The sequence below is a fragment of the Bacillus sp. 2175 genome (assembly GCF_057812155.1).
This window is the reverse complement of sequence record NZ_CM173819.1, coordinates 4,393,156-4,419,221: the sequence shown is the minus strand read 5'-3', so window position 1 is coordinate 4,419,221 and position 26,066 is coordinate 4,393,156. Positions and strand designations below refer to the sequence as shown.

The 26,066-nt window shown below is 34.7% G+C and carries 24 protein-coding genes; 16 read left to right on the top strand and 8 right to left on the bottom strand.

The features are described 5' to 3' along the window. Window positions 1-33 precede the first annotated feature (33 nt). The 5 genes from ACXKY9_RS22915 to ACXKY9_RS22895 all read left to right on the top strand — a co-directional run bounded on the left by ACXKY9_RS22915 (window position 34) and on the right by ACXKY9_RS22895 (window position 4,415). Window positions 34-1,152 (top strand): nicotinate phosphoribosyltransferase, encoded by a 1,119-nt coding sequence (locus ACXKY9_RS22915; protein ID WP_000658370.1) that lies wholly within the window; start codon window positions 34-36, stop codon window positions 1,150-1,152. Window positions 1,153-1,404: 252 nt separating this feature from the next. Beyond that, window positions 1,405-2,715 (top strand): UDP-N-acetylmuramate--L-alanine ligase, encoded by a 1,311-nt coding sequence (gene murC / locus ACXKY9_RS22910; protein WP_000219468.1) that lies wholly within the window; start codon window positions 1,405-1,407, stop codon window positions 2,713-2,715. A gap of 182 nt (window positions 2,716-2,897) precedes the next feature. Further along, window positions 2,898-3,446: a GNAT family N-acetyltransferase gene (locus tag ACXKY9_RS22905; protein WP_000494682.1), complete on the top strand. Its 549-nt coding sequence runs from the start codon at window positions 2,898-2,900 to the stop codon at window positions 3,444-3,446. After that, window positions 3,443-3,946: a GNAT family N-acetyltransferase gene (locus tag ACXKY9_RS22900; RefSeq protein WP_001003150.1), complete on the top strand. Its 504-nt coding sequence runs from the start codon at window positions 3,443-3,445 to the stop codon at window positions 3,944-3,946. Before ACXKY9_RS22905 ends, ACXKY9_RS22900 begins: the two co-directional genes overlap by 4 nt. Before the next feature lie 64 nt (window positions 3,947-4,010). Further along, window positions 4,011-4,415, top strand: a complete 405-nt coding sequence (locus ACXKY9_RS22895; RefSeq protein ID WP_001010629.1) for a PH domain-containing protein — start codon at window positions 4,011-4,013, stop codon at window positions 4,413-4,415. Window positions 4,416-4,449: 34 nt separating this feature from the next. On the opposite strand, the gene ACXKY9_RS22890 is transcribed toward ACXKY9_RS22895, so the two are convergent. Next, on the bottom strand, window positions 4,450-5,565 hold the full coding sequence (locus ACXKY9_RS22890) for an aminopeptidase (protein ID WP_000654731.1): 1,116 nt from the start codon (window positions 5,563-5,565) through the stop codon (window positions 4,450-4,452). Between the two features lie 187 nt (window positions 5,566-5,752). Between ACXKY9_RS22890 and ACXKY9_RS22885 the strand changes: the two genes are divergently transcribed. The 5 genes from ACXKY9_RS22885 to ccpA all read left to right on the top strand — a co-directional run bounded on the left by ACXKY9_RS22885 (window position 5,753) and on the right by ccpA (window position 10,460). Beyond that, window positions 5,753-6,265, top strand: coding sequence for a DUF948 domain-containing protein (locus ACXKY9_RS22885; protein ID WP_001197720.1), 513 nt, complete (start codon window positions 5,753-5,755; stop codon window positions 6,263-6,265). Then, window positions 6,265-6,591: a bacillithiol system redox-active protein YtxJ gene (gene ytxJ / locus ACXKY9_RS22880; protein ID WP_001057469.1), complete on the top strand. Its 327-nt coding sequence runs from the start codon at window positions 6,265-6,267 to the stop codon at window positions 6,589-6,591. Before ACXKY9_RS22885 ends, ytxJ begins: the two co-directional genes overlap by 1 nt. A 117-nt stretch (window positions 6,592-6,708) precedes the next feature. After that, window positions 6,709-7,731, top strand: a complete 1,023-nt coding sequence (locus ACXKY9_RS22875) for a CamS family sex pheromone protein (RefSeq protein WP_000738024.1) — start codon at window positions 6,709-6,711, stop codon at window positions 7,729-7,731. A gap of 164 nt (window positions 7,732-7,895) precedes the next feature. Beyond that, window positions 7,896-8,969, top strand: a complete 1,074-nt coding sequence (locus ACXKY9_RS22870; protein WP_000168203.1) for a bifunctional 3-deoxy-7-phosphoheptulonate synthase/chorismate mutase — start codon at window positions 7,896-7,898, stop codon at window positions 8,967-8,969. Between the two features lie 492 nt (window positions 8,970-9,461). Further along, window positions 9,462-10,460 (top strand): catabolite control protein A, encoded by a 999-nt coding sequence (gene ccpA, locus ACXKY9_RS22865; RefSeq protein WP_001103297.1) that lies wholly within the window; start codon window positions 9,462-9,464, stop codon window positions 10,458-10,460. 34 nt (window positions 10,461-10,494) lie between these two features. Here ccpA and ACXKY9_RS22860 read toward each other — a convergent pair whose 3' ends face one another. The 3 genes from ACXKY9_RS22860 to dhp61 all read right to left on the bottom strand — a co-directional run bounded on the left by ACXKY9_RS22860 (window position 10,495) and on the right by dhp61 (window position 11,471). Continuing rightward, window positions 10,495-10,857, bottom strand: coding sequence for a DUF4288 domain-containing protein (locus ACXKY9_RS22860; protein ID WP_002101435.1), 363 nt, complete (start codon window positions 10,855-10,857; stop codon window positions 10,495-10,497). 1 nt (window position 10,858) lies between these two features. Then, the gene (locus ACXKY9_RS22855) at window positions 10,859-11,095 is read right to left on the bottom strand and encodes a DUF3949 domain-containing protein (protein WP_000637897.1); all 237 of its coding nucleotides are present in this window, start codon (window positions 11,093-11,095) and stop codon (window positions 10,859-10,861) included. A 79-nt stretch (window positions 11,096-11,174) separates the two neighbouring features. Next, window positions 11,175-11,471, bottom strand: coding sequence for a protein Dhp61 (gene dhp61, locus ACXKY9_RS22850; protein WP_000386755.1), 297 nt, complete (start codon window positions 11,469-11,471; stop codon window positions 11,175-11,177). Window positions 11,472-11,623: 152 nt separating this feature from the next. Between dhp61 and ACXKY9_RS22845 the strand changes: the two genes are divergently transcribed. Continuing rightward, window positions 11,624-11,896: a DUF3917 domain-containing protein gene (locus ACXKY9_RS22845; protein WP_000636589.1), complete on the top strand. Its 273-nt coding sequence runs from the start codon at window positions 11,624-11,626 to the stop codon at window positions 11,894-11,896. Between the two features lie 48 nt (window positions 11,897-11,944). Here the strand turns inward: ACXKY9_RS22845 and mscL are convergent, their stop codons facing one another. From mscL to ACXKY9_RS22830, 3 genes are all read right to left on the bottom strand, one after another. Then, the gene (gene mscL / locus ACXKY9_RS22840; RefSeq protein WP_000267010.1) at window positions 11,945-12,346 is read right to left on the bottom strand and encodes a large conductance mechanosensitive channel protein MscL; all 402 of its coding nucleotides are present in this window, start codon (window positions 12,344-12,346) and stop codon (window positions 11,945-11,947) included. Window positions 12,347-12,474: 128 nt separating this feature from the next. Next, window positions 12,475-13,401: a Gfo/Idh/MocA family protein gene (locus ACXKY9_RS22835; protein ID WP_001025050.1), complete on the bottom strand. Its 927-nt coding sequence runs from the start codon at window positions 13,399-13,401 to the stop codon at window positions 12,475-12,477. A gap of 99 nt (window positions 13,402-13,500) precedes the next feature. After that, a complete protein-coding gene (locus ACXKY9_RS22830; protein WP_001201607.1) occupies window positions 13,501-14,589 on the bottom strand; it encodes a response regulator in 1,089 nt (362 codons plus the stop codon). Between the two features lie 318 nt (window positions 14,590-14,907). On the opposite strand from ACXKY9_RS22830, the gene ACXKY9_RS22825 reads away from it, so the two are divergent. The 4 genes from ACXKY9_RS22825 to ACXKY9_RS22810 all read left to right on the top strand — a co-directional run bounded on the left by ACXKY9_RS22825 (window position 14,908) and on the right by ACXKY9_RS22810 (window position 23,729). Further along, a complete protein-coding gene (locus ACXKY9_RS22825) occupies window positions 14,908-17,901 on the top strand; it encodes an isopeptide-forming domain-containing fimbrial protein (RefSeq protein ID WP_000742561.1) in 2,994 nt (997 codons plus the stop codon). A 32-nt stretch (window positions 17,902-17,933) separates the two neighbouring features. After that, complete coding sequence (locus ACXKY9_RS22820) at window positions 17,934-19,598, top strand: SpaH/EbpB family LPXTG-anchored major pilin (RefSeq protein ID WP_000714168.1); 1,665 nt, start codon at window positions 17,934-17,936, stop codon at window positions 19,596-19,598. A 141-nt stretch (window positions 19,599-19,739) separates the two neighbouring features. Further along, complete coding sequence (locus ACXKY9_RS22815; protein WP_000827772.1) at window positions 19,740-20,555, top strand: class C sortase; 816 nt, start codon at window positions 19,740-19,742, stop codon at window positions 20,553-20,555. Window positions 20,556-20,672: 117 nt separating this feature from the next. Continuing rightward, window positions 20,673-23,729, top strand: a complete 3,057-nt coding sequence (locus ACXKY9_RS22810) for a hybrid sensor histidine kinase/response regulator (protein WP_000044276.1) — start codon at window positions 20,673-20,675, stop codon at window positions 23,727-23,729. Window positions 23,730-23,781: 52 nt separating this feature from the next. Here the strand turns inward: ACXKY9_RS22810 and ACXKY9_RS22805 are convergent, their stop codons facing one another. Then, window positions 23,782-24,462, bottom strand: a complete 681-nt coding sequence (locus tag ACXKY9_RS22805; RefSeq protein ID WP_000474111.1) for an ankyrin repeat domain-containing protein — start codon at window positions 24,460-24,462, stop codon at window positions 23,782-23,784. Between the two features lie 149 nt (window positions 24,463-24,611). On the opposite strand from ACXKY9_RS22805, the gene ACXKY9_RS22800 reads away from it, so the two are divergent. Continuing rightward, on the top strand, window positions 24,612-26,066 hold the full coding sequence (locus ACXKY9_RS22800; protein ID WP_000023867.1) for a sensor histidine kinase: 1,455 nt from the start codon (window positions 24,612-24,614) through the stop codon (window positions 26,064-26,066).

Sequence of the window (26,066 nt, the reverse complement as noted above, 5' to 3'; positions counted from 1 at the left end):
AATGTTGGATAGTAAAGTAGGGAGTAAAGCGACATGAAAGAAATTGAATTAAAATTAAAAGGTGAAATAAATAGACTAACAAATAAAACATTTAAATTTGACGAACGTGTTGGAGAAGGGTGGTTCTCTGCCGTTTACTTTTTAAAGACTAGAGAAATCATCGAAGAATTTCGCCCGAAAAGTGTTGTAACGATGCAATTTTTCCAAAAGGAAAATGCAGTTCTTTGCGGAACGGATGAAGTAATTGCATTGCTACAAACATTCGCTAAAAATCCTGAGGAACTTGAGATTAATTCTTTAAAAGATGGCGATAAAATTAGTCCATTTGAAACAGTGTTAACAATTCATGGTCCTTATGAAAATTTCGGATTTTTAGAAGGTGTCATTGATGGGATTTTAGCTCGTCGTACATCGGTTGCGACAAACGTATATAACGTTGTCCAAGCTGCGCGTAGCGTAGATAAAGAAAAACCAGTTATTTTCATGGGAGATCGTGACGATCATTATACACAACAAGCTGGTGACGGTTATGCAGCATACATCGGAGGTATGAGCGCACAAGCGACGCATGCGATGAATGAATGGTGGGGCAAAAGTGGTATGGGGACGATGCCTCACGCATTAATTCAAATGTTTAATGGTGATGTTGTGGAAGCGGCAAAAGCATATCATAAGAAATTCCCAGAAGATGAATTAGTTGTATTAATTGATTACAACAATGATGTCATTACAGATGCACTTCGCGTAGCGCGTGAATTTGGATCAACATTAAAAGGTGTACGTGTAGATACGTCCCGCACGATGATTGATCAATACTTCATTCGCCACCCAGAAGTACTTGGAACATTCGATCCACGTGGTGTAAACCCATCGCTTGTATTCGCACTTCGTAAAGCACTTGATGAAGAAGGATTCCAGCATGTAGACATCGTTGTAACTGGTGGATTTGATGAGAAGCGTATTCGTGAATTTGAAGCTCAAAACGTACCTGTTGACATATACGGGGTAGGAAGTAGCTTATTAAAAATGAATATTGGCTTTACTGGTGATAATGTAGAATTAAATGGGAAACCAGAAGCAAAAGCTGGTCGTAAATATCGTCCAAACCCACGTTTAGAGCGTGTTCAATTAGAAAAAAGAGAAGAGATGTAAAAGAGAGAAAAACTGATAGGTGATTGACCCTATCAGTTTTTCTGTTATCATAGTATAGCGGCTTCTTTTTTGCTATAATGGACTTGTTATGGACATATAAAGAAGTACGTACGAGTTTATCCTGATAAGTGAAGGGAAAAAATAACTTCACTACATCAAAAATGTATGATGATTACCAAAATAAGAAAAGATTCATATACTGTCTTATAGATAGGCCGTTGTATTAGTTCGAAATGTTGGAGGTTCTTTAAGATGACAGTTTACCATTTTGTAGGAATTAAAGGAACAGGAATGAGTTCATTAGCGCAAATTCTTCATGATATGAAGCATACTGTTCAAGGGTCTGATTATGAAAAGCGTTTCTTTACACAAACAGCGTTGGAAAAGCGTAGTATCTCGATCCTTCCTTTTGATAAGAATAATGTAGAAGAAGGACAAGTGATTATTGCAGGAAATGCATTTCCTGATACGCATGAAGAAATCGTAGCAGCAAAAGAATTAAACATCCCAGTCCATCGTTACCATCATTTCTTAGGTGACCTGATGAGCCAATACACAAGTGTTGCTGTAACTGGTGCACACGGAAAAACATCAACAACAGGTTTGTTAGCCCATGTAATGCAAGGTGCACACCCGACATCTTACCTTATTGGAGATGGAACAGGGCATGGGGTAGAAAATAGTAAGTATTTTGTATTTGAAGCTTGTGAGTATCGTCGTCATTTCTTGTCTTATAATCCAGACTATGCAATTATGACGAATATTGATTTTGATCATCCAGATTATTTTGCAGACATCAATGATGTATTCAGTGCATTCCAAGAGATGGCATTGCAAGTGAAAAAAGGCATTATTGCATGTGGAGATGATGAAGAACTTCAAAAAATTCAAGCGAAAGTACCTGTTATTTTCTATGGATTTGGAGAAGATAATGATTTCCAAGCACGCAACATCCAAAAGAGAACAGATGGCACGATATTCGATGTATTCGTTCGTAACACGTACTATGATACGTTCAAAATTACAGGATACGGCAATCACAGCGTATTAAATGCGTTAGCAGTAATCGCGCTTTGCCATTATGAAAATGTTGATGTAGAAGCAGTAAAACATCAATTAACAACTTTTGAAGGCGTAAAACGTCGCTTTAATGAAAAGCCGATGGGAGAGCAAGTAATCATCGATGACTACGCACACCATCCGACAGAGATTAATGCAACGATTGAAGCTGCTCGTCAAAAACATCCAGAGCGTGAAATTGTCGCTGTATTCCAGCCACACACATTCTCACGTACAGAAAAGTTCTTAGATGAGTTCGCAGAAAGCCTAAGCAAAGCTGATCAAGTATACTTATGTGATATTTTCGGATCAGCGCGCGAAAATAAAGGTGAATTAACAATCGAAGATCTGCAAAAGCGTATTGACGGTGCAGAGCTAATTACAGATACAACAACGGATGTATTAAAGAAACATAAAAACGGCGTTCTAATTTTCATGGGCGCAGGTGACATCCAAAAATTCGAAGCAGCTTACGTAAAAGAAGTTCAAGTTGCAGAGAAGTAATAGAAAAGACGCATAGCTTAGCTGTGCGTCTTTTTTATGTTGTCGTGGTTATGCATTAATGTTGAAACGTCTATATATATGGAGTTGTGTTCGATATATTTCAAAAATCGTTGATATATTGGTACGCGTTTTGAAATATAAGTGTTAGAATAATAAGAAAACTAAAAAGGGGACTAAAAAACATGTTCACACTCCGAGTAGATGACGAAATCGAACTACAATTACTAGAAAAACATCATAAAGAGGAATTATATCAATTATTAGATCAAAACCGTAATCATTTACGAAAATGGCTCCCTTGGGTAGATGGGACGAAATCTGCTGATGCTTATGATGAGATTTTTCCGATGTGGTTAAAGAAATTTGCAGAGGGAGATGGTTTTGAAAGTGGCATACGTTACAAAGGAAAGCTCGTTGGGATGGTAGGTATTCATCCAGTGAGCTGGGGGAAGAAAGCGACGAGTCTTGGGTATTATCTTGCAGAAGATGCTGGCGGGAAAGGTATTATGACGCGTAGTGTGAAGGCTGTACTTCACTATGCATTTGAGAATTTAAAATTAAATAAAATGGAAATTAGATGCGGTGTTGAAAATGTGAAAAGCCGCGCTATTCCAGAACGTTTAGGATTTAAGTTAGATGGCATTTTAAGAGATGATGAATGGCTATATGATCATTTTCACGATATCGCTGTATATAGTTTACTAGCTTCAGAGTGGAAGGAGATTCGATGAACGAGAAGATACGCATTATTCCGTATGAAAGTACGTTTCAAGAGGAAGTAGTAGATCTTATCGTTCATATTCAGCAAAAAGAGTATAATGTTTCAATTACGAAAGAAGAGCAACCTGATTTACTTGAAATAGAAACATTCTATCAAAAGGATTACGGAAACTTTTGGATAGCAATTTATGATGGTAAAGTAGTTGGAACAGTAGCTTTATTAGATATTGAGAATCATCAAGTAGCGTTAAGAAAAATGTTCGTGAAGAAAGAGTTTCGCGGAAAAGAATGGGGCGCATCACATATGTTGCTTCAAACAGCAATTTCATGGGCTGAGGATAAAAAATTGAAAGATATTTACTTAGGAACAACAGTAAAATTTTTAGCGGCACATCGTTTTTATGAAAAGAATGGTTTTGAAAGTGTGAGTATAGACGAGTTGCCGAAAAACTTTCCGGTGCTACAGGTAGATAAGAAATTTTATAGGTACATTGTGAAAAAGGTCATTTAGAAATGGCCTTTTTCTATGAAGCAAAATGGAAATAGTGGTATAATTTGGGTTAGGGGGTGTAGGTATGAACTTTCCAATTCAAAGAAGTAAGTCAGTAGTCATTTTCGTTTGTCTTACGTTAGCGTTTATGTTTATATATCCAATTGTCATGCTTTTCACCAATAAAGCGCATTGGATGTCAGCGTTGATTGGGATGGGTTTATGCTTCATTGTAAATGTACCACTCGTTTGGGAAGTATTTATTAAAAAACATAAAGTAGAAAATGGCGTATTAAAGTACGGTATTTTAAATGATGATATTGTATTAAAAGATGTGAGAATTATACGTCAGGTCGGAAAGTCTCTTGAAATTACGACGAATGCATATAAAGTACATATGGTTGCGATGCCGCAAAATATGGATGAATTCTTGGGGCTTATAGAGAAAGAAAATCCACATGTGAAAATAGAAATGGTAGGAAAGAAATAAAAACGCTCGGCGAAAATTCCGAGCGTTTTTATTATTATTTTAAGTTCTCTGGGTTTAAAGCTTCTAGTTCAGGTACAACGAAGCGTCCGTCTTTACGGATTAGTACGTCGTCGAAGTAAATTTCGCCGCCGCCGTATTCAGGGCGTTGGATGCATACTAAATCCCAGTGGATGTTCGAGTTGTTGCCGTTCCATGCATCGTCGTAAGCTTGTCCAGGAGTGAAGTGGAAGCTGCCATCGATTTTTTCATCGAATAGGATGTCTCCCATTGGATGTAAGATGTATGGGTTTACGCCAATTGCGAACTCACCAACGTAGCGTGCGCCTTCGTCTGTATCGAAGATTTTGTTAATGCGCTCTGTATCGTTTGCAGTTGCTTCAACGATTTGACCGTTCTCAAACTTAAGTTGTACATTTTCAAATGTATAACCGTTGTAAGGAGATGGTGTGTTGTAAGAAACTGTACCGTTAACAGAATCACGAACTGGTGCAGAGTATACTTCACCGTCTGGAATGTTTAAATGACCTGAGCATTTAATTGCTGGAATGTCTTTAATAGAGAATGTTAAGTCAGTTCCAGGACCAGTTAAACGAACTTTATCTGTTTTATTCATTAATGTAACAAGGCTATCCATTGCCTTATCCATTTTACCGTAGTCTAAGTTACATACTTCGAAGTAGAAGTCTTCGAAAGCTTCTGTACTCATTTTAGCAAGCTGTGCCATAGAAGCATTTGGGTAGCGAAGAACAACCCAGCGTGTTTTTGGAACGCGAATGTCTCTATGAACTTTTTTACCAACTGTTTGGCCATGAACTTTCATACGCTCACTTGGAACGTCAGCTTGTTCATTAATATTATCACCAGAGCGAAGGCCGATATAAGCGTCCATGTCTTTCATTACGCTTGCTTCATATGCAGCGATTTGTTCGAAATGTTCTTCAGTAGCACCCATTAATAAAGAGCGATCTACTTGATGATCTTTTAAAGAGACGAATGGGAAACCACCAGCTGCATATGCTTCTTTTACAAGTGCAGTTACAAGTTCTTTTTGTAAGCCAAAGTTTTCAATTAATACTTTTTCACCTTTTTGTAAGCGGATAGAGTAGTTAATTAAATTGTATGCTAACTTTTCAATACGTGGATCTTTCATATGTAAAGCCTCCCTACTAATTATGTATCCTCTCCTATTGTAACCTACTTAGTGGAATTTGTTGAATGATTTATGTTACAGTTAACGAATAAGTATGAAAATTCTAATGATGAGATAGGGATTAGAATGAAACGGAAAATGATTGTATAATAGGGGAAAGTATGAAAAAGATAAAGGAAGTGATGAAATGCAAGTTCTTTTATATGTAAGTGCGGCTATTATCGCGGTTGCTTTCGCAGTATTAGTAGTGTATGTATGCAGAACGTTGTTATCGGTTCAGAAGACGTTGGAAAACGTTGCAAGCACGTTAGAAGGTTTAGAAAAGCAAATGCAAGGAATTAGCGTAGAGACAGAGCAATTATTACATAAAACGAATGCGTTAGCTGATGATATTCAACAGAAGTCACAGTCATTAAATAAAGTGGTAGCGGGTGTAGATGGGATTGGAACGACAATCCAATCTTTAAATACGAAGCTTCGTAATGTATCGGACTCTGTAACGGACGAAATTGAAAATAACGCTGATAAAGTAGCGCAAGTTGTACAGTGGAGCAGTGCGGCGATTGAAGTATACAATCATTACCGTGCGTCGAGACAAGAGAAGAAGGTTGAAAAAGAAGAGCGTAAATTAGAAAGAATTGAGAAAAAAGCTGAAAAGAAAGAGAAGCGCTCTAGATTTCGTATGAGAGGTGAATCGTGATGAATATGACAAAACTTGAAACAATTGAAGAGCTTGAAGTCTTAGTAGAAAAGAACGAGCCGTATGTTCTTTTTAAACATAGTACGACATGCCCGATTAGTCACGGTGCATACACAGAATTTCAAGCGTATTGCAGCGAAGAAAGAGAAGTGCCAGCGTATTACTTATACGTACAAGATGCGAGAGATGTGTCAAATCGTGTTGCAGAACAATACAGTATTAGACATGAATCACCGCAAGTGCTATACATAAAAGATGGGATGGTAGTATGGAATACATCTCATTGGAATATTAAAAAAGATGCTTTAGAAGAGAATATAAAGTAAAAAGAAGCAAGCTAAAGGTGCTTGCTTCTTTTTTTTGTTTTTGTTGAAATATATTTAGTGGTACACTATTAATAGTTCAAACTAAATAACTAGATTGTTGAAAGTAGGTTTTAAGTAATGAAGAAAATGGCATTATCCTTCGCAGTCGTAAGTTTATTACTGGGAGCTTGTAGTAACAATAGTAATACGATTAGTAAGAAGGATGAAGTTATACAAAAAGATACAAAAGAAAAAAGTATGATTCCGAGAACTGCTGTTTCTAAAGATTATTATAGAACTGTTATTCCTTTAAAAGAACAAAAGGTTATTAATACAGCTAATATAAAAACAAATTCTAAATTAGATTTAGCAGAGTATGAAAATGGTTTAATAAATATTGCAACGCAGCAATTTGATACAGAGAGTCACGTACTGCAATTAAACCAGTATATTCCAGAGAAACTAATTGATGAACTAGTTGCGAAAGTAGAAGCGCCAGTTTTGACGAATATTATAGAACAAGACTATTTCGGAAAACAGAATTCAAATGAACTAAGTTTATCTGGTGTTATGATTGGCTTAGCTATGTCTTCAAGTGTATCGAATGAAGAAGCTATGTCTAAAGGGTCTGAAGTTGCTAAACAACTTATTGAAGCTATTAACAAAAATGATAAGTATAACAAATCTCCAATTACGTTTGCTATCTTTAAGCAAGAAAGTACTAGTTCTTTAAAAAATGGTACGTATATTGCTAGTGCTACTGTTCAAAAGAATGATACGAACCTTGGAAATTGGAGTACAATTGATGAAAAGTCGTATTCATATCCTTCTGATGAATTTACACAAGCACATGGAGAAGATAATACAAAAATAAATAACTTTGCTAAGGAAATAAAAGGTTTTTCTAATGGAGATTTTATTCCAGTCAACGCTAAAGTTTCTTATAAGAAAGATCAAATGGATACATTAAATATGAATATTGTTATTAAATATAACGGTAAAACAGAATTAATGGCTCTTACCCAATTGGCTGCGCAAGGTATGTTAGACAAATTGCCTAAAGATGCGAAAGTACAATTACAGATCAAGTCCGAAAGTAAAATCGAGGCTGTGATTATAAAAGAGAAAAACAGTGATAAACCGTTTGTTTCCTTCTTGTAAAAAAGACAGTATGTAAACTGTCTTTTTTTATTTTAAATGAAAATATACAACGTTTTTTGATGGTAATTCATTGCTGTATATCGTGTGACAATCGTATATGTATCAGCTATAATAAGTTATCTTAAAAAAGTAACATATAGGAATTTGAAAGAGGTGGCTTTCTTATGGCATCACAACAATTAGGTCGTTTACGTTCTGAAATTGATCAACTTAATTTACAAATATTAGAGTTACTAAACGAAAGAGGTCGTCTCGTACAAGAAGTTGGTAATTTAAAAGAAGTACAAGGTGTGAAACGTTTTGATCCTGTACGTGAAAGAAATATGCTGGATTTAATTGCAGAGAATAATAATGGTCCATTTGAAACTTCGACTTTACAACATATTTTCAAACAAATTTTTCAAGCTGGTTTAGAATTACAAGAAGATGATCATCGTAAAGCATTACTTGTTTCTCGTAAGAAAAAAACAGAAGATACGATTGTTGAAATTAAAGGTGAAAAAATTGGTGACGGAAATCAGCATTTTATTATGGGACCGTGTGCAGTGGAAAGTTATGAACAAGTACGTCAAGTTGCTGAAGCAATGAAAGAGCAAGGTCTGAAATTAATGCGTGGTGGTGCGTTCAAACCACGTACTTCACCGTATGATTTTCAAGGTCTTGGGTTAGAGGGATTACAAATTTTGCGCCAGGTAGCAGATGAATATGATTTGGCTGTTATTAGTGAAATTTTAAATCCGAATGATATTGAGATGTCATTAGATTACGTTGATGTTATTCAAATTGGTGCTCGCAATATGCAAAACTTTGATTTGCTAAGGGCAGCTGGTGCTGTAAATAAACCAGTATTATTAAAACGTGGTCTATCAGCAACGATTGAAGAATTCATTAATGCGGCAGAATATATTATGGCAAAGGGAAATGGGAACATTATTTTATGTGAACGAGGTATTCGCACGTATGAAAGAGCGACGCGTAATACGCTTGATATTTCCGCTGTGCCGATTTTAAAGAAAGAAACACATTTACCTGTCGTTGTCGATGTAACGCATTCTACAGGGCGACGTGACCTTCTCTTACCAACTGCAAAAGCAGCGATGGCAATTGGTGCAGATGCAATTATGGCTGAAGTACATCCAGATCCAGCTGTAGCTTTATCAGATGCGGCGCAGCAAATGAATATACCGCAGTTCAATGATTTTATGAATGAATTAAAATCATTTGGAAGTAAATTATAAAAACTTTTAATGAGCTGTTCCAAAAAGGGATTTTGGAACAGCTTTCTCTTATTGTATAGCGACTGTCATTGTCGATTTTTGTTGGTAAGTTGATATATTTAAAAAATCGCTGATATAATTAGAGTTGCGGTCGATATATTTGGAAAATCGCTGATATATTTCGAGTTACAGTCGATATATTCGAAAAATCGCCGATATAAATTTCATTTACTATCGTACTGCTTAAAATAAGATTTCTACTTAGGAAACATCTATTTTTTTACAAAAAATGCCCTTTTTTCATAAAAAATACGAAAATACGAGAAAAGAAGCGAATTTTTTCGAAACTTTTGCGGGAAAATATTGTATGAGCCTGCGTTTTTATCGTATCATTAGTAAAAGGAAGAACTCGGGACGATTGGTGGCATCTGCAAATAGAGTTGATGTCTTTTTTTCATTCAAGTAACCGATACATAAAAATAGATAACAAAAATAGAAGGAGTGTGCGATGAGATGAACGTAACAATCTATGATGTAGCGCGCGAAGCAAACGTTTCAATGGCTACCGTATCTCGTGTTGTGAACGGTAACCCAAATGTAAAGCCTACAACAAGAAAGAAAGTATTAGAAGCAATTGATCGTTTAGGATACCGCCCGAATGCGGTAGCACGTGGACTAGCAAGTAAGAAGACAACTACAGTAGGTGTTATTATTCCTGATATCTCAAATACGTTTTATGCAGAACTTGCACGTGGAATTGAAGATATCGCAACAATGTACAAATATAACATCATTTTAAGTAACTCTGATCAAAACAAAGAGAAAGAGTTCCATTTATTAAATACGATGCTTGGAAAACAAGTGGACGGAATTGTTTTCATGGGTGAAGATATTACAGACATTCACATTGAAGAATTTAAAAAATCTCCAGTACCAATTGTATTAGCAGCGTCATTTGATGAGCAAAATGAAACGCCATCAGTAAATATTGATTATACACAAGCAGCTTATGATGCAATGAAGCACTTTATCGAGCAAGGACATAAACGTATCGGTTTCGTCTCTGGTCCTTTCATTGATAAAGCGGGAAGTGCGAAGAAGTTACAAGGTTATAAAAAAGCTTTAGAAGAAGCTGGTATTTCATATGATGAAAATCTTGTAATCGATGGAGATTACACATATGACTCAGGTATCGAAGCATTCGAAAAGCTTTGGAGCAATGATGAAAAGCCAACAGCAATCTTCGTATCTTCTGATGAAATGGCACTAGGTGTAATCCATGCAGCACAAGACGCTGGATTAAACGTACCAACTGACGTAGAAGTACTTGGTTTCGATAACACACGTCTTGCATTAATGGTTCGTCCGCAGCTTTCAACAGTTGTTCAACCGATGTATGATATCGGTGCAGTAGCAATGCGTCTATTAACAAAGTATATGAACAAAGAAAAAGTGGAAGATCACACTGTTATCTTACCTCACCGTATCCAATTTAGAGATTCAACGAAGTAAGTATAAAAAAGCTCACAGCGATTGCTGTGAGCTTTTATTCGTATTCAGGATAGTATTTTTGTACGACTGCATTTACCATTTCGTCTTTCTTAACGTGTAAAAATCTTGCGTACAGTTCTTTTCCGGTTTCAAATGGTGTATCGTCTAATTCAAACACATGCAACACTTTTCGGAACTTCCACGTTATTTGCTCACCGTACATATTATCGTACGTATCTTCAGATTGCATAGCAATTTTTTTACCAAGTTCGTGAGCATCTTCTAAATTGTTTGCTTTAACAAGAATAATACTTTCTTCAAAAAGTGTATCGTGATTCTCTTCATAATGCTCATCAATTTTCGTAGGATCAGGCTCACTACAATGAACAGATTCAAACAATAATTTTACAGCGTACATATTATGCTGCATGTTTCACTTTATAAATAATACTTGCGACAAGCGAAGCAGGTATTGTAAATACGTTACTTTGATAATGGTAATGTACTTGGGATTCTTCATAAGACATGTTATCATATAGTTCGTTTTGTGAGACACTCAATTTTTTCTGTTTTTCTTTGAGCATTTTAATGTAGTTGTACTGTATTGGGACGAGAATGATGAAATAAGCTAATACGATTAGTGAAATCCAAATCATTATGAACACTCCCTTACAAAGAATATTTCTCTATAACAATTATATCAATAAAAAGAAAAAATAACCATTTTTAGTGGGGCTAATTTTCTTCTAAAAATGCGAACAGTTCCTTTTGGTTTTTTAAATTGCGATCAATACATGTTCGAGCAACATATTTCAATCCTTGTAATAATGCATCTACGTGCAAAGTATCATAATGAATTATATTTCCCTCTACCATCGTTTCGTCTTTTTGCAAGTTAATTGATATTTTTAGTACAGTTATATTACTTTGTAAATTTACAACTTCTATGTAAAAAAACTGTTTGTCTAAGTCAATCGTAACATAATCGAATCGTTCGGATAGCTCTAATTTACATGTAGTAGTATAGTCCAAATGAAAGCCTCCTTATTGTATAAGTGTATGTTATAATGCCTTCGCTATAGATGGGGCTATTCCTTGTTATATGTCACATAAGTGCAAATTTAACTATTATAGGGCAATGTCATGTATAATAGAAAGAAAAGGCTTGTGAGGGGGGAAAAGAGATGATCGTTCTTTGGATAATTACGCTTTGTATGACTGCTATTTTTGCATATATGACGTTAAAACAAAATGGTTTAAAGCGATTTGTTCCAGGAAGTATTCTTGCAGGAATTGCCCTTATCACGTATGTAATTTCTATTTTTATTGAAAGTGTATCAGTAGATATGAGCACAAGTTTAATGTTTATTGGTATTACACTATTTGCAGGTAGCATTATGGTACTTATGGTTGCTGGTATTATTTTATTTATTCATATGAATTCGGAAACGTTATAGCATATAGAAAAGGCATGTCCCGAGGGACATGCCTTTTTATCCGTTCAATTATGCTCTATCTTTAGAAGAGTTTTGCTGTTTTAGTAAGTCGCGAATTTCGCCAAGAAGAACTTCTTCTTTTGTTGGTTCTGGAATTTCTTCCTCTTTTTCTTCTTCTTCTTTTTTAGATGTTAGTTTGTTGAAAACTTTAACAAACATAAAGATAGAAGCTGCGATAATTAAGAAGTCAAAAATTGTTTGGATGAAGTTACCATACATAACAGCAGATTTACCGTATCCAAAGTGTAAATCTGTAAAGTCAACGCCACCTAATACCATACCAAGTAATGGTGTGATGATATCTTTTACTAAAGAACTAACGATTTTACCGAATGCAGCACCGATTACAACCCCGACAGCTAAATCAACGACATTCCCTTTGAAAGCGAATTTTTTAAACTCGTTCCACATGTGTTAATCCCATCCTTTCCACGATTCATTATGAAATTTATAATTCCTATCAACATATTCTATAGAAATTTACGAGAGAAATAAAGAGGGAATGGGAATGAAAGTAAATTCTGAAAAATGTATCTGTTTTAATTTTTGTTTACATCATCTAGTAAAGATTGTAGCATTTGCTGTGTTTTTAATCCTTCTAATCCATCTACAACGGGCTTTGTATCGCCTTGTACACACTCAATAAAATGATGAACAGCATCTTCAAAACCACGTTGTTTTAACGTCGTATCCCATGATGGGGAACCACTTTGTGAAACTGAGTTTTCCTGTTCAATTTCAAATGTATTCATATTTTTTACGCGAATGATTTTCCCTGGCGTTACAAGTTCAATTTGTTCTAAATTAGTACCGGCATGGCGATGCATTGCAGTAGAAAGTAACAGTCCACTTGGAGTTGTATATGTATGATGTCCGTAAAGAAGTTCATTCTTTTCATTGATTTGCATCATATTGTGAACGGCGTTAAGGTCATCATTAGCTAACCAGCGAGCGGTATCTACAATGTGTAAATAATCATCTAACATAGTGAAGTCGTACGTATATGGCCCGACTTTATTTGTACGATGCTTTTCAATTCGAATCCATGAAATATCATTAGCCTGTTCTTTGGCAGCGACATACATAGGAACGAATCTGCGATTAAATCCGACCATTAATTTTCGGTTATACTTCTCGCTCAACTCGACTAGTTGCTCAGCTTGTTCCACTGTAGCTGCTAGCGGTTTATCAACATAAACGTCGATCCCTTTTTTTAGAAGTTCAGAAACGATTTCATAATGCGATGCAGTTGAACTATGAACGAAGATTGCATCGCATTCCGAAGCTAACATTTCAATAGAATGAAAGTCTTGAATTCGGTATTGCTGGCAAACTTGTTTTCTTTTCTCTGCATTAGGTGTAAACGCCCCTACAAAATTCCAATCAGTTTCTTTTGTAAGTGTTGGAAGATAGGCCTTTTGCGCAATACTTCCAAGTCCAATCATTCCGATTTTAGGTATATTCATTTTATCTCCGCCTTATTATTCAATATTTATATGCCGGAATAAATGTAGCATAGGATAGCTGAGAATGGCAAAAATGAAGAATCTATATTGAGAGATTCTTTATATCATAGTAAGTTCGCTGTCGCTTAATAATTTGTGTAGCATTTTTTCTTGATTTTGTTTAGCTGTTTTATTCCCTGTTTTAGCGTATAAGGAAATTAAATGGTGATACGTATTTTCTTCAAATGGATTCATAGATTGCATACGCATGCAAATATCAATTGCTTCAGTGTAACTCGCGCCTTCTATATAAAAACGAATAAGGGAAAAGGCGTGTTGAAAATATAAGTTTTGTAATCTTGTTCTTTCTCCTTCGCTCCACCAATAGTCCATATCAATAAGGTAATCTCCAGTATATAAAGAGAGGCATGCAATGTATTTATCTAATGTATCGCTACATATTTCTTTTGGAAGAGCGGCTGCTGCTTGTTCGAATAGATCAACATCAATCAAAATGTTTTGTAAATCGAGTTTATATCCGTCATTCACTCGAGTAATGTTTACATTCATTTCGTAAGCATGGATGGTTCTTCGAATTTGATATATGGCTGAATGTAGATTTACTCTTGCTTGTTCTAAATCAGTATTTGACCAGAGTAATTCAATTAAAGTATCTCTATTAATAACTTTATTTCGATTATGAACTAAAAATAAAAATAGTTCTTTCGCTTTTTTTGTGCGCCATTTTTCTAGGGGGATTTTTTTGTCTTTTTCATGATCTACATAATATAACTCACCAAGGCAATTGAGTATCGAAGTTTCTATTGTAGAGGAATTAGTTGTTTCAATCGTCATGCTTTGCATAAGACGTTGAATAGTGTTATGCAATCTTTCCCTCGTAATAGGTTTCATAATGTAATCCAATGCATAAATTTCAAATGCTTCAACCGCATAACGGTCGTGTCCTGTAATGAAAACTATTTTTATATTTTTATGTTTTGATTGTAGTTCGCGGGCTAACATAACGCCATTTTTTTCAGGTATCTCAATATCAAGAAATGCGACATCAATTGTATGATCTTTACTATAAAAACTAAGAGATTCACAATCATCAAAGCAAACGATATCTTTAAAAATTTGAAGTTCTTTTAACATCTTTTCAAGTCTTTGGAGTATTAATGGTTCATCATCAACAATAATTGCCCTCATAGTTCATTACCTCTTTCTTACAATCTTGTTTAATGATTTAACTCAAGTCATATCACCAATAAATATTTAGACAAAATAGGACATTTTTCATTCCTCCATAAATAACCATAAATATTACATGGTAATTATTTGTAATTACTATTATAAATGATTCTTATTAATTGTTATATACGATAAATTATTTAAATATTTCTATTTTTTGATTTTTTGTTCAGTTTTTGTTCAGTGTCCCAATTTATACTTTGAGCGTAAAAGTAATTTAGCGAAAAAGGGGGAAATGAGGCGAGATAAATTTATGTTAAGTGAGAGGATGGAACGATGAAGAAGAACGTCACATTATTTATGTTGCTTCTACTCGTATTTCAAGTGATTAGCCCAGGGATAATAGCGGTTGCTGCTAATACGGTGGAAGCGGTGCAGCATAAGGTAACAACTAAATCGACAGGGAATATGTGTTTAAGGGAGCATGAAGGGGAGCTAATTTTTAAGTGGCCAGCACCAAAACAAAAGAAAGTTGATTTTGTTATTGTGCAAGATGCAAGTGGAAGTTTCAAAGGCACAATGCCAAATGTGAAAAAAGCATTGAGCAATATCGTAGATGAACTAAATCCTGCGACGGATCGGATTATGGTAACGAGTTATCAAGATTATAAGGGATATAAAGCTAGTGACGGTCGTGTACTTGAAAGTAGAGGTAATGGGATTAAAACAACCTTGCAAGCAGGATTAACTAATAACTTTACCTCAGCAAAGAATGGCATCAATAAAATAACTCCAGATAGCGGTACACCAACTGCCAGTGGTCTTCAGTTTGCGTTAGCTGAGTATGAGAAAGCGAAGGGACAAAATGATCCAGACCGAGAAACAGTTTTTCTGCTTGTTACAGATGGTGTTGCTAACATTCGAAAGGATGGCTATATTTACAAATTAACAAATCAACTAACGGATCAGGGCACAGGTTATAGGTCGAATGAATATGGGCAAGATTATGTAGGTGCTTTGAAGGAAGTAACTACAGAGGCTCAAAATATAAAAAACGCGGGATATAAACTTGTTACAGCTTTTTGGGAAGATAAAAGTATACTAGCAGCATCTGACCAATATTATACTAAGTACGATAAAGAAGTAGGTCCATATGCAAGGCAAGAGTTAAAAAAGATGGCAACAAAACCGGAATGGTTTGTACTGGCAAATGATATTGAAGAGTTTACAAAAAATTTAATTGAAACCGTTACAAAAGTGACAAAAAAAGAAAAAGATAAGTTGATTTTAAATATTAATAATGATTTGCTCGTAACAGGTGTGCAAGGGTCTGGTCCAAATGGTGTTAATACAAAGCCTGTTATACAAGGGAATCAGATCATTTGGGATTTAGACGGACAGCCAGAAGGAACGTATAAAGTCACTTATAAGGTGAAGGAAAAAACACCGCAATCGAAAGAATTTAATGTTGCGGATGGATATTTTATGTTCTTTGATCAAAAGTTTGATATTCAAGCCGTCAAGGCACTTCCGAATGAAAATGCTACTAAGTGTAATACGGCGGTAACGAAAAAAGTTTCTGATTCAGATCAAAAACTGGTCGATGAGGCATTGTTAAATTCATTGCATGAAGAATTTGTATATGATGTCAATTACAACTTTGGATTTGATATGGAGTCAAAACAAGAAATCGTTATACAAGATGATTTGGAAGATATTTTAGAAGTTTTAGAGACGAAATTAGTAAATGAAAAAGGCGAAGTTGTAAATATAGCGCCAGTTATAGATAAAGAAAAGTCAATTGTAACGTATAAGTTGCCAAAGCAAAATGATTCGTACGCGTATTTAGCTGGTGGACAATATCGATTAACGATTAAAGCGAAGATAAAGATTGGTACAAATATCGATGTGATCAAAGGGTACCTAGATAAAGGTGGCGTTCCGAATACGGCAAAGCTCATTATAGATAACAATCCAGTTGTTTCTAATAAAGTCATTGTGAAGCCACCAATTGAAGAACCGAAATTACGCAAGACTGTATCGGATGATGATGAAAAGAACGTGGAAAAGGCTACATTATCCAATGTAAAAGAGAAGTTTGTTTGGAATGTGCAGTATGAATTTGGAAGTTCACCAAGTGGATACGATTCTATCGTATTACAAGATGATTTAGAAGATGTTTTAGACATATTAGATGTGAAGGTCATCAATAAAAAAGGTGAAGTCGTAAATATAAAACCCAAAATTGATACTGCTAAGAAACAGGTAATGATTGAAGTACCGAAGCAAGAAGGAAGTTATGTGTATTTAACAGGTGAAGTATATACGGTGCAAATTACATCTAAAATTGCTGATGGTGTAAATCAATCAGAATTAGCACGTTATATAGTAAAAGGTGGAATCCCAAATACAGCAGAGTTAGTACTAAATAATAAGTCAGTGAAATCTAACGAAGTGTATGTGGTTCCTCCGAAGGAAAAACCGAAAGTAACAAAAACCGTTTCTACTCAAAATGAGAAAGAAGTGGAAAAGGGTACATTGCAAGAGAGAAATGAAGAGTTTACTTGGAATGTAGCATATCAATTTGGTAATGATACAGCAAATTTAGAGAAGGTTACCTTACAAGATGACTTAGAGGATATTCTAGATATTTTAGATGTGAAGCTTATGAATGAAAAAGGTGAAGTTGTAAAAGTAACACCGAACATTGATAAGCAAACAAAGAAAGTGACAATTGAGTTAGAGAAGAAAGATGGTTCATATGCGTATTTAGCTGGTTTAAAGTACACGATGCATATTAAAAGCAAAATAGCAGAAGGTACACCAGTAGAGGTGTTAGCGAAATATATTGCAAATGGCGGCGTGCCAAATATAGCAGAGCTCATATTTGATAATACGCCAATTAGTTCGAATAAAGTAGTTGTTATTCCGCCATCTATAGGTAAGATCGAAATTGAAAAGGTAGATGCAGCTGATGAAAATATTAAGTTGCAACATGCGGAATTTCAAGTTTTTAACCAAGAAGGAAAAGAAGTTGGAAAGTTAATTACAGATGAAAATGGCAAGGCTAGCTTAGAGAAACTACCGTTTGGAAAATATACGATTAAAGAAGTGAAAGCGCCGAATGGATATATGTTGCTCCGTGATCCAATTGAGGTCGAGGTAACGGCAGCGACACCTACACAAACGTTAAAAGTAGAAAACAAAAAAAGCGAGTGGGAAATTCCAAACACAGGCGGTGCTGGAACAAATGTATTTTATTTAATTGGTACTTTTTTAATGATTGTAGTTGTATTTTTGTTTTTCCATAAGAGAAATAGTAATTACTAGAATATTAAATTGGTAGAAGAGGAGAACGAGAAATGAAAAAATTTTTAAGTATGTTTTTAATCTTTTTGCTAGCATTTGCTTCATTGCCAAGTATGTTAATAAAAGCGGAATCGAAAAGTGAAAAAAAAGGCACGTTAACAATCCATAAATTTGAACAAGAGCCGCTTAATAATCCAGCTTTAAAAGAAAGTAGCTCTAAAGGAGTAGAAATTCCTAAAGATGCGAAGCCTTTAGCAGGAGTTGTGTATCAAATTAAACAAGTTGAATCATTTGGAACAATTTCAAACGATGGGAAAATTGTTAAAGAAGACATCAAACCAGTAAATGGAGTTCCAATTGAAGTTGAAACGAATGCGGATGGGATTGCATTTTTTGGCGATTTACCACTAGGTCGTTACGAAGTGAAAGAAATTTCTGGACCACCACATGTAAATATAGACACAAAAACATACAAAGTTGATATCCCGATGACAAGTGAAGATGGGAAAGTATTAACATATGATGTTAAAATTTATCCGAAAAATGAAACGAAACGTGGTGCAGTAGAATTAACAAAAATTGGTGTGGAAAATAAAGCGTTAAAGGGTGTTCAATTCTCTTTATATAAAGAAGATGGAACAGAGTTAGAAAAAGGTTTGGAGACAGATGGAAATGGTAAAATTCGTGTCGGTAACTTATCGTACGGGAAGTATTACTTTTTAGAAACGAAAGCGCTAGATGGTTATGTGTTGGATCCGAAAAAATATGAATTCTTCATTAAAGAATCTGGTGTAATTAATAAAGATGGTACAGTTACTTCTGGTGAAGTAGTTAAAGTTGATGTGAAAAACTATGAAGAACCAACAATTGATAAGAAGATTAATGGAGATTTAAACAATTTACCAATTAATACGAAGACGGATTATAACTATGATATTAAAACACTAATTCCAGAAGATATTAAGGATTATAAATATTATGTCGTAACAGATGTATTAGATAGTCGATTAGAAATTCAAGATCAACCAGTTGTAAAAATTGATGGTAAAGTAGTAGATGCAAGTGTTGTAGAAGTAGTTGTAGACGGTCAAAAAGTAACGGCTACTGTAAAAGATTTCTCTAAATTAGATAACAAAAAAGAGTTTCATTTGCAAATTAAAGCACAAATTAGAGATGGCGTAGAAACAGGAGTAGAGATTCCGAATACGGCAACAATTACATTTAAAAACAAAGATGATGTAACAGGTGAGAAGGCAACAAAACCAGTTATCGTTACTCCAACGACTGGTGGTATTACATTAACGAAAGTTGATGGGAAGGATGGTAAGAAATTAGAAGGTGCAGAATTTGCGCTGCAAGATACAAAAGGAAATCCAGTAGAAATCGATGGAAAGAAAGTAGTAGGTACATCTGATAAAAATGGTGTAATTACATGGAATAAGCTACCTTACGGTGAGTATCAAGTTGTGGAAACGAAAGCTCCAACTTATGAAAAAGAAGATGGTACAACAGGTAGTTATCAACAATTAAGAGAGCCAATTCATGTAAAGATTGATGCTGATCATAAAACAGTTACACTTACTGTAGAAAATAATAAGAGTGGATGGATTTTACCTTCAACAGGTGGTATCGGTACAATCTTATTTACTGTAGTAGGTCTTGTATTAATGATAATAGCAGCATTTGTTTTCTTTAGAAAAAAAGCAACAAATAATTAATAAGCGATTTAAACGGTAATGAAAAGAGGAGAGGGAGGCCTTTCCTCTTTTTCGGCATTTTAGCCCGTTATTTGAGGGCTAACAATCAGTGGGGTGAACAAAACCTACACTGATTAAAGTTTCACTTTATAGGAGGATATGATGAAACGTAACATTATATTTGGTGCTATTTTTTTATTGGGACTTTGTATTTTCTTATATCCAACAGTTAGTAATTGGTTAGCAACACGAGCTCATTATTCAGCGGTTAGTTCGTATGATAAAAAAGTAAAAGAGTTACAGCAAAAAGAAATTGAACGTAGGAAGAAAGAAGCGAATGAATATAATAAAAATGTCCAGACGACGTCACAGTCATTTTCGGATCCATTTAATGAAAAAGGGGGCGACGAGAGTGGACGTTCATATGCAGATGTATTAAATGTAGGTGAGAGTATGGGGTATATTGAAATTCCTACAATTGATGTAAAGCTTCCAATTTATGCTGGCACATCTGAAAATGTTTTGAGCCGAGGAGTAGGACATATTAATGCTTCTTCTTTGCCAGTAGGGGGAGAAAGTACGCATGCTGTTTTAACGGGGCATCGTGGTTTGCCTTCTGCTTTATTATTTACGGACTTGGATAAGGTGAAGAAGGGAGATACTTTTTACATACATTCATTAAATAAAGTGCTTGCTTATAAGGTGGATCAAATAAAAGTTGTATTACCAAATGAAACAAATGATTTATTAGTTGTGAAAAATAAAGATTACGTTACGTTAGTTACATGCACACCTTATGGAGTAAATACACATAGATTGATAGTTCGAGGGGAACGGGTTCCTTTTGAAGTGGAAGAAAAGGAAGCAGTTGTGGCTCAAGTGAATCCATTTGTAGTAGAAAAGTGGATGATTGGAATAGTAATCGTTCTATTATTTTTCATTGGAATGTTTCTTTATTTTAAAGTGAAAAAACGTTAAAGTACGAGTGATGGAAATATTTTTAGAATATAGTTATTATTCACTCGATAAAGAAAGTGTGATATGTTATGGTAAAGATTTGAAAAGATTCCGTAATTTTATAAAGAGGGAATAAGTATGTCTAAAAGAAAAATATTGATAGTAGTATTCTTATTTATCCTTTGTATTGTCGGTTTTCGTTCCATTTGGTTTAAACAATCTCTTTATATAAATCAACCACATGCTGAAGAAGGGATAGTAAATTTATCAGATATAACATTTGGCGAAAAAAATTTAGTTACGTTAAATGGTGAATGGAAATTTTATCCGAATGTTTTACTTACCCCGGATCAAATGAAGGAAAATAATAAAGATTATGAATATATTAATGTTCCGGGGAACTGGAAAGAAAGAGTTGATCGTACTCATCAAAAAGAATATGGCACATATGCGCTATCTATCAAAGTGAAGAATTCGAATGAAAATTACGGCTTAAAAATACAGCGTGTTCATAATCAGTTCGATTTGTATGTAAATGGAGAACTTGTACAGGAAAGAGGAAGTATTTTTAAACCGAATGATGTACATAAAACTTCACTTACACCAACTGTCATAAAGGTAAAAGCGAATGAACAAGGGGTAATTAATCTTCTTATTCCTGTTACGAAAACGACACAAGAATCGAAACATGGCGGGATTACAGGTGGAGTGCGTTTTGGCAGTGAAAATGCTATTGTACAGGATAGCTTTAACAATCTTATGATGCAAATTATTGCAACGACAATAGTGTTTTTACATGGTATATATGCATTTATCATTTTTGTGATGAAGCCGAAAAATGTTGAGATTCTATATTTTTCACTTGGTAGTATATTTGCAGGTATTATATTTTTAATTACGGATGAACGTTTTTTGTTCTCTTTGTATGAATTTGAATTTTCAACATATATGAAAATTATATATACATCGTTTGTAGGTTTCGCTTTATTTATTTTACTGTATATGAAAAGGTTTTTACGAGGTTATGGGGACAATAAATTTATTTTATTTACCATCGTATTATGTGGAATTTATGTTTTCGTAGTATTGTTTTCTTCACCTAGACTAGTGCAAGATTTTGGATTTATATTATTTTTTACAATTATTATTCCATTCATTTTAACAGCAATTATTGTTTTACGAGTGGTGGAAAGTGGAAAGTATGATTTAATCTTTTTACTTTTTACAGTGATTAGTGCTACTTCTGGAGTATTGTGTGCGAGTTTTAAAGAGTTTGCGTTCATGTATAGCATAGGGTTTGCGAGGATATTTGATGCGGATTTTTATCCATTTGATATTTTTTTAGCAATGGTATCATTTTCGACTTTTTGGTTTATCCGATTCTTTCGCACGAGTGATGAGAATAGTGAACTGGTTGGAAAATTAAAAGAAGAGCATCATAAGAAAGATCAATTTTTAGCAAATACAGCGCACGAACTTAGAAATCCGTTACATGGGATGATGAATATTGCACAAAGTGTAATGGATGAAGAGAAAGCGATAAATGGTGAAAGTAAACAACATCTAAAACTATTAATGACAATAGGAAGGCGTATGTCGTATTTGTTGAACGATTTAATAGATGTTACAAGAATGGAGCAGAAAGGGATACCGATTCATAAGAGACCGGTTGATTTGCAACCAATTATTACAATGGTGATTGATATGCAAAAGTTTATTGGAGAAGAAAAGAAATTACAAATTATCGCGAATATCCCTGAACGGTTTCCATTTGTATTAGCTGACCAAAATCGTCTTATTCAAATTTTATTTAACCTACTTCATAATGCAGTTAAATTTACGGATGAAGGGGCTATTACAATTGATGTTGAAAAACGAAAAAATTACGCGGCTATTCAGGTTACAGATACTGGTATTGGAATTGATAAAGAAGCGCAAAAGCGAATCTTCCTTCCATATGAACAAGGTAGTGATTCATATGGTGAAAGTGGAGGATTTGGACTTGGGCTAAGTATTTGTAAACAATTAGTGGAAATGCACGGGGGAACACTTACTGTTACATCCGTTTTACACAAAGGCTCTACTTTTACATTCACATTACCACTTGCTGAAAGAGAAGAGATGCTAATTGTGTCAAAAGAAACAATTGAAAAAGTAGTGGAATTAAAACAAGTTGAAATGAAGGATAATCGAGTCGGTAATAGAAGGAGAATTCTTGCTGTTGATGATGATCCTATAAATTTAAAAGTATTAAAGAGTATATTACCACAAGATGAATATGAACTTGAAACGGTAACAACCGGAAGAGAGGTTTTGGAGCGGTTAAATATGGAGTGGGATATGATATTAGTAGATGTGATGATGCCGAAAATGTCAGGTTATGAATTAACAAAAATGATTCGTACCCAATACTCTATTGCAGAGTTGCCTATTGTACTGTTAACCGCTAGGTCGCAGCCAGAAGATATTTATACAGGATTTCTTGCTGGGGCGAATGATTACATTGTAAAGCCTATAGATGCACTGGAATTAAAAGTGAGAATTAATGCATTAACAGAGTTAAAGCAATCAATTCATGAGCGAATAAGAATGGAAGGTGCTTGGCTTCAGGCGCAAATTCAGCCGCATTTTCTGTTTAATACACTAAATACGATTGCTGCATTAGGTGAAATTGATATTGTTAGGATGGAGAAATTAATTGTTGAGTTTGGAACGTATTTAAGAGCCAGTTTTGGTGAAGAAGTGTTAGCGGAAACCGTACCTATACAGCATGAATTAGATTTACTTCAATCATACCTTTATATTGAAAGAGAGCGATTTGGAAAGAGAATACAGAGCGTGCTGGAAGTCGAAGATGGAATAGAATGTGTAGTACCACCGTTTTCTATTCAAACATTAGTAGAGAATGCTGTGCGTCATGGTATATTAAAAAAAGCAAAGGGTGGAAGCATTCATATAAAAATAGAGAGTGTGAGTGGATTTATAAACATTTCGATTGCGGATGATGGGATAGGCATGTCAGATGAAAAAATAAAAGAAATATTAGTGAAAAAACCGAATCAAAAACAGGGAATAGGTTTATTGAATACGGATGCACGATTAAAACAGTTATACGGAACTGGATTAGAAATAAAAAGTGAACTTGGAAAAGGAACGATTGTTTCATTCCAGCTTCCTGTTGTTATGGATAAATAAGGTTGTTAAAAAATCCGAAGTGATGAGCGCTTCGGATTTTTTAGTACATTTTTTACTTATTCCCCTCTAACAAAATCTTCTCTATCTCCTCAAAGTGATGAGTGCGAGCATGCTCTAGCGGGGTAACACCATCATTGTCTGGAATATTTACATCTGCACCGTGCTCAATAAGAAGGCGAATGACTTGTTGCTGTGTTTCGTTTCCGTTACTTAGTACTATGGCTTCCATTAAAGCTGTCCATCCCAGGTTATTTACATGATTTACATCAATATTTGTTCGAGTGAGGAGTTCTTTTATAACGTCAATATAGCCATGTTCTGAGGCTGGGATAAGAGCTGTTCCGCCGTAACGATTTGTAATCGTAGGATCTGCACCAGCATCAATTGTTAATTTTAAAATGTCTAAGTAACCTTCCGCACCGGCGTATAGAAAGGGATTATTTTTCATGTCATCTTGGATATTTACGTCAGCACCAGCTTCGATAAGTGCCTTTGCGGTTTTTACATCATTTTTGTATGTAGCAATCATAAGCGGAGTGCGTCCTTGACTATCCGTCGCATTTATATTTGCGCCTTGTTTTAGTAAAGATATAACAGTATTCGTTTCATTTTTTTCAGTGGCTGCTAGTAGTGCAGTCTCCATGTTTATCATCTCCTTTTTTACTTCTTGTTCTTGCGAGCATCCTTGTAAAAAAATTACGCAACATATCATACTGAATGTTTTTTTGAACATGGAATTTCAACCTCCTAATTTCAACTGTAAAATAGGAACATTAAATTTTTATAAACTGACGCTAAAATTACTATAAAATCGCTTGAGTAATTGAACATATATTTTTATGCTTATAAATAATAAGGTTTGATAAAGTGAGGATTTAAGATATGTCTATTAAAACAAGGTTTTTATTTTCTTATATTGCTGTTATCCTCGTTTCCATTACGCTTATATTAGTCGCGGGATTTTTAATCGTTTTTTCGATAACAGGTGACTTGGAAGCAGTGAAAAATTTCTATAAAAGTTCTTACATTCAAAAGCCGCTTACACCAGAAGAAGAGAATGCCTATCTTGAGTTGAAGTCAGCAGCCAAACAGCATCAATCTCAATTGCTAGATGAGTCGTTTGTCTCAGCAATAGAAAAAGAGGGTGTGAAAATAGTAGTAAGAAAAGGAGAAACACTTTCATATGCTTCAAACGTATTTGAAAGTGTATCTTTAAAAGAAGCCCTTCCGAAATTTGAATCAGCAAATATTAATAGTCGTGGTACAACGGAACTAGGCGATACATTTTATCGATATGTAAAGTTTGATTTTTATTTTCCTCAGGAAGAAGAGGGAAGTATATTTGTATTAAAAAAGCAAAGTTCATTTGTAGATCTTACACAAAAATTATTTCCAATCTTATTCGTATCGCTTTTACTACTAGCCATTTTACTCATTGGATTATTAAGTTACCTCGTTTCAAGAAGTGTAATAAAACCAATTTTTGTATTGAAAGGCGCAACGGAGAAAATTAAAGAAGGAAATTTAGATTTTCAAATACCAATTACATCACACGACGAAATAGGGCAATTAAATCAAGGGTTTGAGGAAATGAGGAAGAGATTAAAAGAATCGATAGAGATGCAAACACAGTATGAAGAAAATCGAAAAGAGCTTATTTCAAACATCTCTCATGACTTAAAAACACCGATTACATCAATTATAGGATATGTAGAAGGAATAAAGGACGGGGTAGCAAATACGCCAGAAAAAATGGATAAGTATTTAACAACTATCCATACGAAGGCAAAACATATGGACACACTCATTGATGAACTCTTTTTGTTTTCGAAGCTCGATTTGAATCGAGTTCCATTCCAGTTTGAAACAGTTGAATTAAATACGTTTATGCAAGAATTAATAGAAGAGATGCAGATGGATTTAAGTAAAGAAGGTATAGAAGTTAACTTACAATTACATGCATCAACACTATATGTAACGGCTGATTGTGAAAAAATAAATAGAGTGATATCAAATTTAGTTCATAATAGTGTGAAATACATGGATAAAGAAGAGAAGAAAATTACTGTAACAGTATCGAGTGATAATAATAAAGTTATTGTGAAAGTGATGGACAACGGATCAGGTATAGAAGCTGATACATTGCCGTATATCTTTGAACGTTTTTATCGTGCAGAGCAATCGCGGAATTCTAGCACAGGTGGAAGTGGACTTGGTTTAGCAATAGCGAAGCAAATTGTTGAAGAACATGGCGGGGAAATTTGGGCGGAAAGCGAGCTTGGTAAAGGCACAAGCATTTTCTTCTCATTGGAAAAAGTAGAGGAATGTGGTGAGTAA